This window comes from Ruminococcus flavefaciens 007c (assembly GCF_000571935.1).
Taxonomy (GTDB): Bacteria; Bacillota; Clostridia; order Oscillospirales; family Ruminococcaceae; genus Ruminococcus; species Ruminococcus flavefaciens_F.
This window is the reverse complement of the sequence record NZ_ATAX01000032.1, coordinates 1-14,996: the sequence shown is the minus strand read 5'-3', so window position 1 is coordinate 14,996 and position 14,996 is coordinate 1. Positions and strand designations below refer to the sequence as shown.

The following is a 14,996-nucleotide window of genomic DNA, read 5'->3' as shown; positions in this document are numbered from 1 at the left end:
AAAGGAGGAGACCGGATGTATTACTGCTGCGGAGTCACTGAAAAGGGCGTCATGCCCCATAACGAGGACGCTCTGCTCATAAGGGACACTGTTATAGATTCGGGCTCTTCCGAACAGACCATAGCAGCTCCGTTCATAGCGGCAGTTTCTGACGGAGTATCGGGAGAACGCTCGGGCGAGCTCGCCTCTAAAATGTGCCTGGAGCTTATACGCGACATGGGATATACAGGTGAAGCAAAGCTTGACGACGAGCTGCTCGCCATACACAGCAGGCTTGCGGAGTACAGCAGATCGGATCCCGAAATGCACAATATGCAGGCAACTCTCTGCGGTATTGCCATTGACGAGCAGAACAATATCCTCACCTTCAACGTAGGTGACTCACGCCTTTACCGTTACCGAGGCGGAAGGATAAGACAGCTGTCCCGCGATCAGTCGCTGGTGCAACTCCTCATCGACGAAGGAGCCATCTCCCATGAGGAAAGGAACACCTATGTACACAGGAATATAATCTTCCCCGTATTCGGCAATGTCAAATCTGCGCCCAAGGTGGATACGGTGAGCATAGAGGGCGGCATGGAGTACGGAGACCTGCTCCTGCTCTGCACGGACGGACTTTCAGATTATGTATCGGTGCTCGACATAGAAGAGATACTCGAGCTTCCAAAGAGCCTGAAAACAAGGCTTCATCTTCTGGTTAACAAGGCTCTTGAAAACGGCAGCAAGGACAATATAACAGTCATAGCTGTGGTATATTACGAATAAGGCGAAAAGAACGGTTATACCGTTCTTTTTTATTACAGGAGAATATATTTATGGAAATAAAACGCTTTGACATCGAAAAAGATCTGAAAAGGCTTGAAAACTATCTCAGGGACTGCTACTGTTCGACCGGAAACATGACCTCGTGGCTTCCCGAGAGGCTTCACGACCTTATTTACAGAATGGACGTACAGTATAAAGACTGCGGACTGCCAAAGTCAGCAGATTATATTTTCATATGGGAGGATAACGGTGATATAATCGGCTGTATACTCCCCGACGGCGACGCAGTATACATGAGCATAAAGAACGGCAGTGAGAGTATTTTTGCTGATATGGTGACCTATGCCGAGAAGAACTGCCTGCCGCTGTTTCAAAAGGGCAGGGACGGCTTTGTGGATTTCCTTGTTATAGCTAATGACAGTCTTGCCTACCGCGGAAAGATACTCACAGAAATGGGCTACAGGAAACAGATCAACGAGGACTACGACAATTATGTATACCCTCATACCGCAGATGTAACGGTGGAGCTTCCTGACGGATATAAGCTACTTTACGGCGATGAATATCCCGATGAAGCGATGAAATGGAGCGCCCTCAACCTCGGATTTCACCCCGAGCTTGAAGCTCATGGTTACAGAAACGGCATGACTGCATATGATTCGCGGAAGAAGTCGTCAATGTATGCTGACAGCTTTGAAGTTATCATAACTGACGAAAACACAAAAGAGGAAAACAATGTGTGTGCATATTGCTTTGTTTACGTGGATACGGTCACCAAAACCGCACTTATCGAGCCTGTAAGTACAAGAGAAAGGTACAGACACAAAGGCCTGGGCACGGCACTTATGCACGGGGCGATACTGAAATGCAGGGAAAAGGTCGTTACGAAATGCTATGTCAATTCCTATGACTGGCGCAGGAAATTCTATAATGCGGCAGGTTTTGTAACGGAAGATTCAATAGGCTTCTGGCATAAGCTGCTCAAATAAAGTGTTGCGCAAAATATATAACATTTTGTCCAATGGGGAGAAAACAAAAGAGATCTGATTTGATATTCCGCACAAATTTTATATAACTTGTTATAAAAAACAATAAAATATATTGTAAAAGCAAGATCATCAGTGTATAATGTATATGTTCGGATATCGGATCTTGTCCGAACAGAGAATATTATTTAATGGAGGTATTAATCATGGCAAATCTCAAGAAAACCATCGCATCACTCGTCGCATCAGCAGCAATGCTGGGTACTGTGACAATCCCCACCGTAAGCAACTATGTAGCAACCACCCCCATCGTAGCATCTGCCTATACCATTCATGAAGAATCATGCAGCGTTTATGCAAAGATCACCTATTATTCTCCATTCTGGAAATCTCCGACCTACAGCGCTTCATATGCAGGAAGGAATTACGAGAAGACCAAGAAATATCACTTCACAAGGGTAGCTGTTACCACTGAAGGTACATGGTATCGCACCAGCGGCGGCTGGGTACCTTACTGCGCTCTGATCTGGTAATAATTCCAAATAACTCAACTCCCGCAAATAATTGATTTTTATCGGTAATAAGCGTCCTGTGATATGTTCACGGGACGCTTTTAACTGAACACGGTATTATATAAAATGGTTGCAACAAGTCATTAAAAGTTGTATAATTACTTTGTTCGAACAATTTTTTTAAATAATGGAGGTGAATAATCATGGCAAACATCAAAAGAAATATCACAGCGTTTGCTGCAGCCGCAGCTATGCTTGCAACAGCAGCAGCTCCCACAGTAAGCAGCTTCGCAGCAGCCGTCAAAAGTGATCCGGCAACATCATACAGTGACTCAATTATTGATTTGAATCAGGGCATCAAGAGAACGATCCTCGTACCCAAGGGCACAGCATTCTATTCTTCGCATTCAAAACTTTCAAAGATAATATTCAAAGCCCCAAAAGATATGCTCGTTACAGCTGACAAATCTATTATCATCGGCAAAGAGATATGGACTCATACATCAAAAGGCTGGATCTGTAAGCGTACCGACCTTGTATATCTTTTCTGAGAAGCGTAAACACTGAAAAAAGATCAGAATACACATAATGTACTGATTTCGTTAACCCCGGTTAACGCCTTTTGCATAATAATCACTGTTGGCAACCCTGGTTTTTCTTGTATTTCGTACAAATATCAGACCAATTTTTTAAAATTCCCCAAAAAACATTGCGCTTTTATAAGTAAAACAGTATAATAATCTTGTTCGAACACTTTTTACTACATTTCACTACATTATTTTTTATCAATTGGAGGTTTAATCATGGCAAACATCAAAAAAACAATCGCAGCATTTGCAGCATCAGTAGCTATGTTCGGCGCTGTTGCAGCACCCACAGTAAACAATATCATAACAGCAAATCCCATAGTTGCATCAGCAGCATGGGAAGGCAATGTTGATTTCTGGGTTGACATCAAAGGCAACACAGTATTCAGATCCGGCCCCGGCCAGAACTATAGCGTTGTAGCTTCTATCAAGAATCGTACATACGGCAAATCTGTTCATTTAACAAGAGTTGCTGCTACAGCTAACGGCACATGGTATTATTCACAGTACGATCACGGCTACGTTCGCTTAGATCGTATCATTTGGTAATCACTGCCAAATAATCGGAATGTTGTAATTACACATTAACAAAAAGCGCTTAGGGCTGCTGTATGATACAGCAGCCCTTTTATAATGCATATGTATAACCACTGACAGCATATCATTTTTTTATATTTCCCTGCGTTTTACTGCGCACAGCTTTGTTTTAGGGGATTTTTCCCAAATATTACCGCCCGAACAAAAAAATCCCTTTTTGATATTGACTTATTCGTGGGAAAAGAGTATAATTTATATTGTATTGCAAATACTACCTATTTTATATATCAATCTGGAGGTTTTTAACATGAGCAGAGTTTACAACTTCAGCGCAGGTCCTGCAGTTCTTCCCGAAGAAGTCCTCAAGGAATGTGCAGAGGAAATGATGGATTACAAGGGATGCGGTATGTCCGTTATGGAGATGTCTCACCGTTCAAAGGTATACGACGAGATCATCAAGGAAGCAGAGAAGGATCTCCGTGACCTTATGAATATCCCCGATAACTACAAGGTCATCTTTGTACAGGGCGGTGCTTCACTTGTATTCGCAGGCGTTCCCATGAACCTTATGAAGAAGGGCAAGGCTGCTTATATCATCACAGGTCAGTGGGCTAAGAAGGCTGCACAGGAAGCAGAGAAGTACGGTGAAGTAGTAAAGGTTGCTTCATCAGCAGACAAGACCTTCTCTTATATCCCCGACTGCTCAGATCTCGACATCCCCGACGATGTTGACTATGTATATATATGCGAGAACAACACTATCTACGGCACAAAGTTCTGGGAGCTCCCCAACACAAAGGGTCACGAGCTGGTTGCTGACGTAAGCTCATGCTTCCTCTCAGAGCCTGTTGACGTATCAAAGTACGGCGTTATCTACGGCGGCGTTCAGAAGAACGTTGGTCCTTCAGGCGTTCAGATCATCATCGTTCGTGAGGACCTCATCGCTGACGGCCCCGCTCTCAAGTGCACTCCTACAATGATGGACTGGAAGATACAGTCAGATAACGAGTCACTCTACAATACTCCTCCCTGCTACGGCATCTATGTATGCGGCAAGGTATTCAAGTGGATCAAGAAGATGGGCGGCCTCGAGGCTATGAAGAAGCACAACGAGCAGAAGGCTAAGATCCTCTACGATTTCCTCGACAGCAGCAAGATGTTCAAGGGCACTGTTGAGAAGAAGGATCGCTCACTCATGAACGTTCCCTTCATCACAGGCAATGAGGAGCTTGACAAGAAGTTCGTTGCAGAGTCAAAGGCAGCAGGCTTCGAGAACCTCAAGGGCCACAGAAGCGTAGGCGGTATGAGAGCTTCTATCTACAACGCTATGCCTATCGAGGGCGTAGAAAAGCTCGTTGCTTTCATGAAGAAGTTCGAGGAAGAGAATTCCTGATCATAAATAATGCATAATATGCTGACTGCATTATGCATCTCAAAAATTTCACAGAAAGAGGTTTACTGAAATGTACAAGATTCAGACATTAAATAAGATCTCAGAGATCGGCACAGATGTATTCGACAAGAGCAAGTATTCCATTTCAGATGATTGTGCAAACCCTGAGGCAATAATGGTTCGTTCCGCAAAGATGCATGATATGCAGTTCGGCGACAACCTTCTCGCTATAGCCCGTGCAGGCGCAGGCGTAAACAATATCCCCGTAGAGCGCTGCGCACAGGAGGGTATCTGTGTATTCAATACTCCCGGCGCAAACTCAAATGCAGTTAAGGAGCTGGCTATATGCGCACTCCTCCTTTCTTCAAGAAAGATCGTTGAGGCAGCTTCATGGGCAGCTTCACTGAAGGGTACTCCCGACGCTCCCAAGACTGTTGAAGGCGGCAAGTCCAAGTTCGCAGGCCCCGAGATCGCAGGCAAGACTCTCGGTATCATCGGTCTCGGCGCTATCGGCGGCAAGATCGCTAACGCTGCTGAGGCTCTCGGCATGAAGGTCATCGGCTATGATCCTTACCTTTCTATCGGTGCAGCTCTTCACCTTGAGCCCTCCGTAAAGATCGTTACCGACATCAACGAGATCTATGCAAACAGTGATTATATCACTATCCATATGCCTTATACTCCCCAGACCAAGAACACTATCGACACCGACCAGATCGCTATGATGAAGGACGGCGTTCGTCTCATCAACCTTGCAAGAGGCGAGCTCATCAACAGCGAGGCTGTTGTAAAGGCTATCGCAGACGGCAAGGTTGCAAAGTACGTTACTGACTTTGCTGATGATGTAGTACTCGGCGTTGAGAACGTTATCGTTCTCCCCCACCTCGGTGCTTCCACACCCGAGAGCGAGGACAACTGCGCAGTTATGGCTGCTGAGGAGCTCATCGACTATATCGAGAACGGCAATATCAAGAACAGCGTAAACCTCCCCAACGCTTCAATGAATGCAGTAGGAACAAAGATCTGTGTTATCCACAAGAACGTTCCTACAACTATCGCTTCCATCACAACAGCTGTTGGTAACGAGGGTATCAACATCGAGAACATGGTCAATGCCAGCAAGAAGGATTTTGCTTACACCATGCTCGACGTTACAGGTGATGTTCCTCCTACTGTTGAGGGCAAGATCAACGCAGTTGACGGCGTTATCAGAGTAAGGATCATCAAGTAAAACATAAAGCTCATACATAAAGCCTGAAAGTCCTCTTTCAGGCTTTTTTGTTTTCCGCGGTAAACATTGCTTGCATAAATCCTCATGTAATGGTATAATTATTACATAAAGCAATAATGGAGGTCACTGATGAAAGTTAATGATAAAATACACGGTTTTACCGTTACAAGGATAGCCCCTGCTCCAAACAGCGGCTCGGAACTCATAGAAATGAGGCACGATAAAACAGATGCACGACTGGTATGGCTGAAAAACGACGGCGAGAACAAGCTGTTCTCGGTGGCTTTCAGGACTCCTCCCACCGATGATACGGGTATATTCCATATTCTGGAGCACTCCGTCCTCGGCGGCTCTGAAAAATACCCCGTGAAGGAGCCCTTCCTCGAACTGATGAAGGGTACAATGAACACCTTCCTCAACGCCATGACCTACCCCGACAAGACCGTATTTCCTGTTTCAAGCCGTAACGATACGGACTTCATGAACCTTACAAGGGTTTACCTGGACGCGGTCTTTGCTCCTGCAATATACTACAATCCCAATATCTTCTATCAGGAGGGCTGGCATATCGAAATGCGCAGCAGCTCTGATACTCCCGTATACAAGGGCGTGGTCTTCAACGAGATGAAGGGCGCTATGTCATCGGTTTACAGCCGTATGGAGTCAGAGATAATGAATGTGCTCTTTCCTCAGAGCTGCTATCGCTTTGAGTCGGGCGGACTCCCCGAGGCTATCCCCGACCTTACCTATGAGCAGTTCATAGAAGGCCATAAAAAGTACTATCACCCTTCCAATTCGTATATTTACCTTGATGGACCTGTGGATATAGACTCTGTTCTGGAGCTTATCGACAGCGAATACCTCTGCCGCTTTGAAAGCCGCAGGGTGGATACCGAAATCCCCGTTCAGTCTCCCGTTTCTCCCACGGTCAAGACAAGCTATTACGCCATATCCCCCGACGAGGACGAAAAGGAGCATACATATCTGGTCATCGGAAAGATTCTCGGAAGCTGGAAGGAACGCGAAAGGATGATTGCCGCTTCTGTACTGGGCGAAGCCCTCACAGGTTCAAATGACGCTCCCCTGAAACGAGCTCTCCTCGATACAGGGCTCTGTCTCGACGTGTCTCTTGAAGTAAGCGACGGCATATCACAGCCCTTCGGCTGCTTATGTATAAACAATACCGATCCCGAAAACTGCGACAAGCTCAGAGAAACAGTACGCTCGGCCGTTTCACGTCTCTGCGAAAAGGGTATAGACCGCGAGCTCCTCACAGCTGCCCTTAACAGGCTGGAATTCCGCTTCCGTGCAGGCGGCGAGCCGAGAGGTCTTACCCGCAATATAAACGCCCTCTCTGCATGGCTCTACGGCGGCGATCCGCTGTACTACCTGGAGCTGGGTGAGGTATACGACAGCCTCCGTGAAAAGATCGGTTCGGGCTATTTTGAGGAGCTCCTCGGTCAGTGGCTCCTTGAAGAGGAAGGACGGGGCGAGCTCTGTCTCCTGCCCTCACGCACCTACGGCGACGAGCAGAAGGCTGCCGAGGCAAAACGCCTTGCGGATATCGTTGACAGCCTTGCCTGCGAGGAAAAGGAAGTCATCGCAGAACAGAACAAAAAACTGGACGAATGGCAGCACTCCGCGGATACTCCCGAGCAGCTGGCTACTATGCCTCATCTGGCACTTTCCGAGGTGGGAGAGGAACCGCTGAGCTTCGAGACAGAGGTAACAAATACAGGCAAAGTAACTGCCCTCCGTCATCCCGCTTCTGATAAGGGCATTGCCGCCGTAAGTCTTTATTTCTCTCTGGCAGACTGCTCCGAGAACGAACTTTCGGCTGCTGCTGCCATGACCGAGCTGCTGGGCGAACTGCCTACCGCAAAGAGCTCCGCTGCCGAGATACAGCGCAGGATAACAGGGCTTCTCGGAAGCATATCCTATAATATAGACGTTTACTCAAAGAAGGGCGAGACCGGAAGCTGTTGCCCGTACTTTGCAGTAAATGCGCGCTTCCTCGAAAAGAACACCTCCGAGGCTCTTGAGCTCATACATGAGATACTTACCGAAACACGCTTCGACGACGCTGATACCATCCGCGAGCTGCTCATGCAGACAGACGAGAACTTCAAGCAGTCCATTATTGCCAACGGCCATACCTACTCCATGTCAAGAGTAAGGGCTTCACTGTCTGCCGAATCCGCAGTAAATGAACTGGTATCGGGGTATGAAGCCTATAAAAGGCTCCACAGCGCTCTGAAGGCTCCAGAAAAGCTCATAGAGACCATTATATCACTGGGCAGAGTGATATGCTCTGCAAGGCTCACTGTAAGCATTACAGGCGATATTTCCGCGGACAGCCTTATTTCCGCTCTGCCTGAGGGAACCGCTCCACAGAAGGAGAGAATGTCCTTCACATTGGAACTCCCCGAAAAACAAGGGGTTATCATACCCTCGGGAGTATCCTACTCCGCTATGGCCTTCCCTGACAGCTCCGCAGATGATGCGGTTCGCAACGTACTCTTCAAGGCTCTCTCTCTGGAATACCTCTGGAATGAGGTAAGAGTCAAGGGCGGAGCCTACGGCACAGGCGCCCATATCTCTCCATCGGGGGAGCAGGCCTTCTTCTCCTACCGTGATCCTTCTCCTGCCGCAAGTCTTGATATATACCGCAGGGCAGCTGACTTTACTGCAGATTACTGCGGAGGCTCTCCTGATATTACTCAGTACATCATAAGCTCCATTGCCAAGGAGGAGCCGCTTATGTCAGACGGCAACAAGAGCAAAAAGGCCGACGGGCTCTGGTTCAGGGGCATTACCTTTGATGACCGCGCAGACATCAAGAAGCGTATGCTGAAGGTAACTGCCGCACAGCTTGCGGAGGCTGCGGAAAAGCTCAGGAGCTGCGGCAATATCTGCGTTATGGGTACTGAAGAGGCTATGGAAGGTCTTGGCCTTTCTGTGGACTCGCTCTCATAATCGTCCCTCTGTAAAAGGGACAAAAACGGACAAATTTCAACGGAAAACCATTGAAATTAAGAAAACATATCCTTAGTTTCTATGTTTTGTACAAATAAAAGCATCTGCATTTGTAAGCTTTTACTATGCAGGTGCTTTTTGTGTTTTCATATAAAAATCAAAAGGAGGCAGCTTCGTAAAAGCTGCCTCCTATAAAACTTTCTTACGATCCCTTACTTTACTCTTGTAAGAGTTTCCTCGGAATTGGAATCCTTGATAGTGAGTGTATCGCCATCTATCTTGAACTTGGCTGAAGCCTTTTCAGACTTGGACGAGAAGAGTCCCGAGAAGCCCGAGACCTCTATAGTACTGCCCTTTACCTTATAAGTAAAGAGATCGTTGAATAATACCTCGCTGTGATTCTCCGAGAAATCAATGGTAACATTGAGATCGTCAGCCTTCTTGTTGCTTCTGCTCTCCATGCCCTTTACGATGCTGTCATAAAGAACGCCGCCTGTAAGGGTATATGTACCGTAGTATGTGCCCTTGGACTCCATTCTCTTCATTGTGAGAAGCTCCTGTCCCTGGATATTTACAGAGACAACGTCGTTTGAATCTGTGATATATTCGGAAGAAACAGTTGTGCCGTTGAAGTTGATGCCGTTGTCCTCAAAATAGAAGACCGAAGATGTATCCTCATAGATAGCACCCTTGCCGTCAGCAGTGAAAATGATACCGCCGTCATCAATGCCGTTAGCAGTAAGATTTTTCATTGACCACTTGCCAACCAGCTCATCGCCCTTGCTTCCGCATGAAGCCAGTGCGCATACTGCCAGTGAGCAGACAACTACTGATGAAATAAGCTTTTTCATAAATAACCTCCATAATAGCTATATGATACAATTACATATATAGTTTACGGAAAAGCCCCGGAATTTCCAAGGTCTTATATCCACCCTGCGGAAAAAACTTTTTTCCGACATTTAACATTATATCACCGATATACAGCTTTTTCAAGAGATTTTACAAAAACTCGCCGAAATGCAGTCAAAAGCTTATATTACAGGCACTAAAAATATGTGATTTGCACATAAAACAGCCTGTAACACGGCAATACCGATACAGAGACTTCACAACAGAATATCGGTGGGAAATCTTTCTGAAGAGAGTCTTTTCTCATTAACTAATGTTAAACTCATGTATAAGTATCGCTGTCATGCTTGACAGTTACGCAGATAAATGTTAGAATTAGGACATAAAAGGCTATTTTCAGCCTGTTTCAGGAGGCAATCATGAAAGCTTTAAAAGCAGCAGCTGCAGCTCTGATTCTTCTCGGAGCAGTTCCCGCAGCAGTATATGCAGATCAACGCATTGAAATGGACTATAACAGCAACGGTACAGTCGATATATTCGATATGGTATCAGCAAGAAAAAAGGGCGCTTCCGCACCCGAGCTGAAAAGGCTCAGCGGTTTCCTTCTCGGGAACGGCGACACAGGTGCCCAGGCAGAGGGATATACCCTCGTATGGAGCGACGAATTCGACGGCAGCAGCCTGGATATGGACAAATGGTCCTATGAGCTTGGCAACTGGAAGCTGGACGACGCAGGCAACTATATCACCAACGGCTGGGGCAATAACGAGCAGGAGTTCTATACATCGCAGAATACTGAGGTGAATAACGGAATTCTCACAATATCCGCAAAAAAAGAAAACTGGACAGACGAAAAACAGGGAAGCTATGAATATACCTCCTCAAGAATAAGCACTCAGCATAAATTCTCTGCCTGCGGCGGCAGGATCGAAGTCAGGGCAAGGTGCGATTCGGGCAAGTCACTGTGGCCTGCAATATGGATGCTCCCCGAGGACAGCGTATACGGTGGCTGGGCTCTGTCGGGAGAGATCGATATCATGGAGGGCTGGGGCAGCACTCCCGAAAAGATATGCGGTACAATACACTTCGGCGGCGCATGGCCAAATAATACCTACCTTACCAATGACTATATCTTCCCTCAGGGCGACAGCACAATAAACTGGCATACTTACAGCATAGAATGGGAAAAGGATGAAATACGCTGGTATGTTGATGATGTACTGTACAGCACACAGAAGGACTGGTATTCCGAGGGCTTCAGCTATCCCGCTCCCTTCGATCAGAACTTCTATCTCATACTCAACCTTGCTGTCGGCGGACATTTTGACGGTATCGACGGAATATACGCCGAGCCCGCTACCTTTGCCGACGGTCCAAAGCACTTCGATATTGATTATGTCCGTGTATACAATAAGAAGGATTCGCAGATGACTCCCACAAAACAGACCTCCCTTGCCCTGGATAATTATATGGAGGGCTCCGAGGCCTCTGTTGTGAATAAGGAAGGCTGCACTGCGGTCATTATCAAGAATACAGGCGAGCTTGAATATGCTGTCATGGGACTGCTCCGCAGCCGTTCCGTCAGAGCAGGAGAAAAGCATACCCTTGAATTTGACGTCAGCTCCACTGTACAGCGAAGCATGGTCGTCACCGTCGAGGACAGCGCCTATACACGCTATCTTGACAAGAAGCTGACCATAACTCCTGAAAAGACGCATTACAGCTTCGAGGTGACTTTTGATCACGATATGGACACGGATATAAAGTTCCAGCTGGGCAATATCGACGGTGCAGCCGCCATAGGCCCTCACGAAGTCACTTTGTATAACATAAAATGGGATTGATACGGATAAAACTACAGGACTGCCCTCGGCAGTCCTTTTTTTACGGCAGGTATTGATGAAAATGCGGCTTTTATTGTCATTTCCCCCCGCTGTTACATATAATGTTCTGATCGTACTTGATCACTTTATGCCTTTAGGCGGATCGGAGGATCTTATGAATATACACAGAATACTTATCGCAGGCGGCGATATTCGCCAGCTCTACTGTGCTGCACGCCTGGCAGATGTATATGAGGCCGCTGTACTGGGCTTCGATGATAATGATCTAATTGCAGAGCTCGGTCCGGAAACCGCGGATATATCCGCTGGACACAGCTTTGACTGCGCTGTTCTCCCTGTACCGCCCCTTAACCCCGACGGTACCCTTTTCGCCCCCTGTTCGGCAGCGGCCGTGGAGCTTTCCGCCGTGAACGCTCTCCTTGCTCCTAACAGTACCGTTTTCACAGGCGGCAGCGCCGAGAAGCTCAGTGATCTCCTCAGCGGTCACAGGATATGCGATTACCTTGTACGTGAGGATATGAGCCTGAAAAATGCCGTCCCCACTGCCGAGGGAGCTGTACAGCTGGCTCTTGAGGAGCTGCCCGTCACTCTCAGCGGCTCAAAGGTGCTTATTGCAGGCATGGGAAGAATAGGTACTGCCCTGGCGGAGATACTAAAGGGCTTCGGTGCGGATATTACCGCCGCTGTACACACTCCCCGCGGTGCTGCAAAAGCACGGCTACACGGTATAGGCTCTGTGCCTGTAAAACGGCTCGGCGGCGATTACAAAGTAGTATTCAACACCGTCCCCAAGCTCATATTCAATGAGGATATGCTCAGGCGCTTCGGAAAGGATAGCCTTTTCATCGACCTTGCCTCAGCTCCTCACGGTATCGATTTTATAGCAACAGAGGCTCTCGGTATCAGGGCTCTGGCCGCCAACGGCCTCCCCGGGAAGACTGCTCCCGTGACCGCAGGCGAGATCATAGCCGAGACAGTGAGCTCCATGATAGCGGAAGGAGGCGGATCATATGAGTAATACCCTCAGCGGACTGCGCATAGGCTTTGCAATGACAGGCTCTTTCTGTACCTTCAACAGCTGTTTCCAGCAGGCAGAGATACTACGCGGCTACGGCGCAGAGCTGATACCCGTAATGTCTGAAAACGCCGCCTGTGTATCGACACGCTTCGGCAAGGCGGAGGATAATCTTGCAAGGCTGCGCAATATCGCAGGCAGGGAGGTCATTACCTCTGTATACGAAGCCGAGCCCATAGGTCCGAAAAATATGACAGACATCATGGTGGTGGCACCCTGTACCTCTAATACAGCCGCAAAGCTCACCTCATCCATTACCGATACTGCTGTCACCATGGCTGTAAAGTCTCATCTTCGCCGCGGCAAGCCTGTCGTTCTTGCCATAGCCTCAAATGATTCACTTATGGGCTCCGCCAAAAACCTTGGAGAGCTTTTCAACCGCAAGAACTACTACTTCGTCCCTATGGTACAGGACGACTGGACCAACAAGCCTGCTTCACTGGTGGCAGAATTCTCTCTCCTCCCCAATGCAATTGAAGCCGCCCTCAGCGGTATACAGCTCAGACCTATAATATATCACAGCTCCCCTGTATAAAAAATACAGCCCGAACAGCAGTCTCATGACGCTTTCGGGCTGTTCTGCGCTGATACTGAGATATTTCCGTATCATTCGCTCTGTTTTTCAATGTAATAATCATAAGGTGTCATATGGGAGGAAGTACGTTTGCGCGCCTTCTCCACATCAATACCGTGGTATCTGAGTATATAATCGCTGTATCCTATATTTCCGATAGCCTGTCCGCCCTCCTCGATGCCGTCTTTAAGGTCATCGTGAGAATACTCTGTATAAGGCAGCAGCATGAGATTCAGGCTCCTGCTCTTTTCGTCCGCCATCTGTTCCCTGATATAGCTGAATCTGAGCACATCATAGTACTTATTTGATATACACTCAAAGGAGATGATAAACGCCGACGCAAAGGCAAGTACAAAGGAAGTTCTTATGACAATATCAGCCTTGAACTTAAATGCGCGTTTGAGCGCTGCGCAGAGGATCTCTCCGCAAAGCAGTATCCAGAACATATAATTTGCAAAGAAGCATCTTGCAGTAACCGGGCTTATAACCAGGAAAGGTGCAGTTACAAGAAATGTACTGACAAGGTATACATAAGCCCTTATCCTTGCATTATTTTCGAGGAATACATTTATTAAATAAGCTATGGCTACAACATAAACAAAAGAGAAGGCAGTTTCAAGAGCTACTATCTTCATGGCAGGTGTGTTGGCGCGGAGACTTCCGAAACACATATTGAATACCGAATAAGAACTGTAAAGCCAGCAGATAGTCATGCACACATTCAGATACTTGTACTTTTTATCACAGTATCTGCTCCTGAAATAAAGCACTGTTAAGGCTGCGGTGAGCACAGCGGAAAGCAGCCAGAAATCCTTGGTGTAGTGCATTACCACGTAAGAGTAGGCATTCTGCATTATATTGGCAAATCCAAGCTCAAAATAACGATTGCCAACTGAATCGCTTTCGGAGTATATCTCGGAATACATACTGTTCCCGAACATCAGGAAGCAGGAAACAGCAGCACCGGCAAGATATGCCAGCGCATGAGGAATACCCTTCTTCTTAAGCTTTATTACAAGTATTACCATAGCCAGCGCCAGAACAATGTTATATATGGTCATATGCTCGACACAGAGCCCTGCTGCCAGCGACAGAGGCAGAAACAATACGGCGGTAAAGGGCTTCGGTTTGTGTTTCCTGAACAGACAGCAGAACATGAAAAGAAGATATACCAGCAGGAAGAGCACAGATACAACATAATTGGTGTATGCTGAGATCCAGCGGACGGTCTCACAGTATGTCGCAGAAGGTATCATTATAAACAGCATAAGCGGTATATAATACCCTGCACTGCCGATTTTCTTTTCAAAGTCAAAGAGCTTCCCGAGGAGTATAAGAAAGGCCGCCAGTGTTACCGCAATAAATACAGCACGGAAAAAACAGCTTCTTACCAGCCACATAGTCACCTGATTGGAAAAAAATCTTCCGTTGGGAGCTCTCCATTCTTCAAGAGCTGGGTCATCAAAGGAATAATACCATAAATAATCATCGCCGTTCATATAATTTGACAGTGACATTATGACAGAAAAAACCGCTATAAATATATATGGCAGGAATTTTAGTGCAGAACCTGTTTTCTTCATTTGTACCACCTCTGTATTTCTGTGTTAGTGCCGTTACACCCTACATTCAGTCTCCTAATTATAGCATAACACGCCGTTCAT

General features: G+C 46.9%; 13 protein-coding genes. 11 read left to right on the top strand and 2 right to left on the bottom strand.

The annotated features are described in order from the left end of the window. Positions 1–15 precede the first annotated feature (15 nt). The 8 genes from RF007C_RS13445 (at position 16) to RF007C_RS13410 (ending at position 8,987) form a co-directional block, all read left to right on the top strand. Entirely contained in the window at positions 16–765 is a 750-nt protein-coding gene (locus RF007C_RS13445; protein ID WP_026053061.1) for a PP2C family protein-serine/threonine phosphatase, read from the top strand. 50 nt (positions 766–815) lie between these two features. Next, positions 816–1,754 (top strand): GNAT family N-acetyltransferase, encoded by a 939-nt coding sequence (locus RF007C_RS13440; RefSeq protein WP_037300718.1) that lies wholly within the window; start codon positions 816–818, stop codon positions 1,752–1,754. Between the two features lie 203 nt (positions 1,755–1,957). Then, positions 1,958–2,284 (top strand): hypothetical protein, encoded by a 327-nt coding sequence (locus RF007C_RS13435; protein ID WP_037300716.1) that lies wholly within the window; start codon positions 1,958–1,960, stop codon positions 2,282–2,284. 182 nt (positions 2,285–2,466) lie between these two features. Then, the gene (locus tag RF007C_RS13430; RefSeq protein WP_037300714.1) at positions 2,467–2,814 is read left to right on the top strand and encodes a hypothetical protein; all 348 of its coding nucleotides are present in this window, start codon (positions 2,467–2,469) and stop codon (positions 2,812–2,814) included. A 252-nt stretch (positions 2,815–3,066) separates the two neighbouring features. After that, positions 3,067–3,399, top strand: a complete 333-nt coding sequence (locus RF007C_RS13425) for a hypothetical protein (protein ID WP_037300712.1) — start codon at positions 3,067–3,069, stop codon at positions 3,397–3,399. A 295-nt stretch (positions 3,400–3,694) separates the two neighbouring features. Further along, a complete protein-coding gene (serC, locus tag RF007C_RS13420) occupies positions 3,695–4,780 on the top strand; it encodes a 3-phosphoserine/phosphohydroxythreonine transaminase (protein WP_037300710.1) in 1,086 nt (361 codons plus the stop codon). 70 nt (positions 4,781–4,850) lie between these two features. After that, on the top strand, positions 4,851–6,011 hold the full coding sequence (locus tag RF007C_RS13415; RefSeq protein WP_037300707.1) for a 3-phosphoglycerate dehydrogenase family protein: 1,161 nt from the start codon (positions 4,851–4,853) through the stop codon (positions 6,009–6,011). Between the two features lie 129 nt (positions 6,012–6,140). After that, positions 6,141–8,987 carry an insulinase family protein gene (locus tag RF007C_RS13410; RefSeq protein ID WP_037300704.1) on the top strand — a complete coding sequence of 949 codons (2,847 nt, stop codon included), beginning with the start codon at positions 6,141–6,143 and terminating at the stop codon, positions 8,985–8,987. Between the two features lie 212 nt (positions 8,988–9,199). Here RF007C_RS13410 and RF007C_RS13405 read toward each other — a convergent pair whose 3' ends face one another. Then, a complete protein-coding gene (locus tag RF007C_RS13405; RefSeq protein WP_019680977.1) occupies positions 9,200–9,838 on the bottom strand; it encodes an LptM family lipoprotein in 639 nt (212 codons plus the stop codon). A 420-nt stretch (positions 9,839–10,258) separates the two neighbouring features. On the opposite strand from RF007C_RS13405, the gene RF007C_RS16650 reads away from it, so the two are divergent. The 3 genes from RF007C_RS16650 to RF007C_RS13390 all read left to right on the top strand — a co-directional run bounded on the left by RF007C_RS16650 (position 10,259) and on the right by RF007C_RS13390 (position 13,293). Next, positions 10,259–11,683, top strand: coding sequence for a glycoside hydrolase family 16 protein (locus RF007C_RS16650; protein ID WP_051456677.1), 1,425 nt, complete (start codon positions 10,259–10,261; stop codon positions 11,681–11,683). Positions 11,684–11,837: 154 nt separating this feature from the next. Then, the gene (locus RF007C_RS13395; RefSeq protein WP_037300701.1) at positions 11,838–12,701 is read left to right on the top strand and encodes a dipicolinate synthase subunit DpsA; all 864 of its coding nucleotides are present in this window, start codon (positions 11,838–11,840) and stop codon (positions 12,699–12,701) included. Further along, the gene (locus RF007C_RS13390) at positions 12,694–13,293 is read left to right on the top strand and encodes a dipicolinate synthase subunit B (protein WP_037300698.1); all 600 of its coding nucleotides are present in this window, start codon (positions 12,694–12,696) and stop codon (positions 13,291–13,293) included. Before RF007C_RS13395 ends, RF007C_RS13390 begins: the two co-directional genes overlap by 8 nt. A gap of 71 nt (positions 13,294–13,364) precedes the next feature. Here RF007C_RS13390 and RF007C_RS13385 read toward each other — a convergent pair whose 3' ends face one another. Continuing rightward, positions 13,365–14,915 (bottom strand): DUF6056 family protein, encoded by a 1,551-nt coding sequence (locus tag RF007C_RS13385; protein ID WP_037300695.1) that lies wholly within the window; start codon positions 14,913–14,915, stop codon positions 13,365–13,367. Positions 14,916–14,996: the final 81 nt, after the last annotated feature.

What these genes read in the sequence shown, in the direction of transcription:
- RF007C_RS13445 (WP_026053061.1), top strand. Translation starts at nt 16, where the DNA reads ATGTATTACTGCTGCGGAGTCACTGAAAAGGGCGTCATGCCCCATAAC.
- RF007C_RS13440 (WP_037300718.1), top strand. Translation starts at nt 816, where the DNA reads ATGGAAATAAAACGCTTTGACATCGAAAAAGATCTGAAAAGGCTTGAA.
- RF007C_RS13435 (WP_037300716.1), top strand. Translation starts at nt 1,958, where the DNA reads ATGGCAAATCTCAAGAAAACCATCGCATCACTCGTCGCATCAGCAGCA.
- RF007C_RS13430 (WP_037300714.1), top strand. Translation starts at nt 2,467, where the DNA reads ATGGCAAACATCAAAAGAAATATCACAGCGTTTGCTGCAGCCGCAGCT.
- RF007C_RS13425 (WP_037300712.1), top strand. Translation starts at nt 3,067, where the DNA reads ATGGCAAACATCAAAAAAACAATCGCAGCATTTGCAGCATCAGTAGCT.
- serC (WP_037300710.1), top strand. Translation starts at nt 3,695, where the DNA reads ATGAGCAGAGTTTACAACTTCAGCGCAGGTCCTGCAGTTCTTCCCGAA.
- RF007C_RS13415 (WP_037300707.1), top strand. Translation starts at nt 4,851, where the DNA reads ATGTACAAGATTCAGACATTAAATAAGATCTCAGAGATCGGCACAGAT.
- RF007C_RS13410 (WP_037300704.1), top strand. Translation starts at nt 6,141, where the DNA reads ATGAAAGTTAATGATAAAATACACGGTTTTACCGTTACAAGGATAGCC.
- RF007C_RS13405 (WP_019680977.1), bottom strand. Translation starts at nt 9,838, where the DNA reads ATGAAAAAGCTTATTTCATCAGTAGTTGTCTGCTCACTGGCAGTATGC.
- RF007C_RS16650 (WP_051456677.1), top strand. Translation starts at nt 10,259, where the DNA reads ATGAAAGCTTTAAAAGCAGCAGCTGCAGCTCTGATTCTTCTCGGAGCA.
- RF007C_RS13395 (WP_037300701.1), top strand. Translation starts at nt 11,838, where the DNA reads ATGAATATACACAGAATACTTATCGCAGGCGGCGATATTCGCCAGCTC.
- RF007C_RS13390 (WP_037300698.1), top strand. Translation starts at nt 12,694, where the DNA reads ATGAGTAATACCCTCAGCGGACTGCGCATAGGCTTTGCAATGACAGGC.
- RF007C_RS13385 (WP_037300695.1), bottom strand. Translation starts at nt 14,915, where the DNA reads ATGAAGAAAACAGGTTCTGCACTAAAATTCCTGCCATATATATTTATA.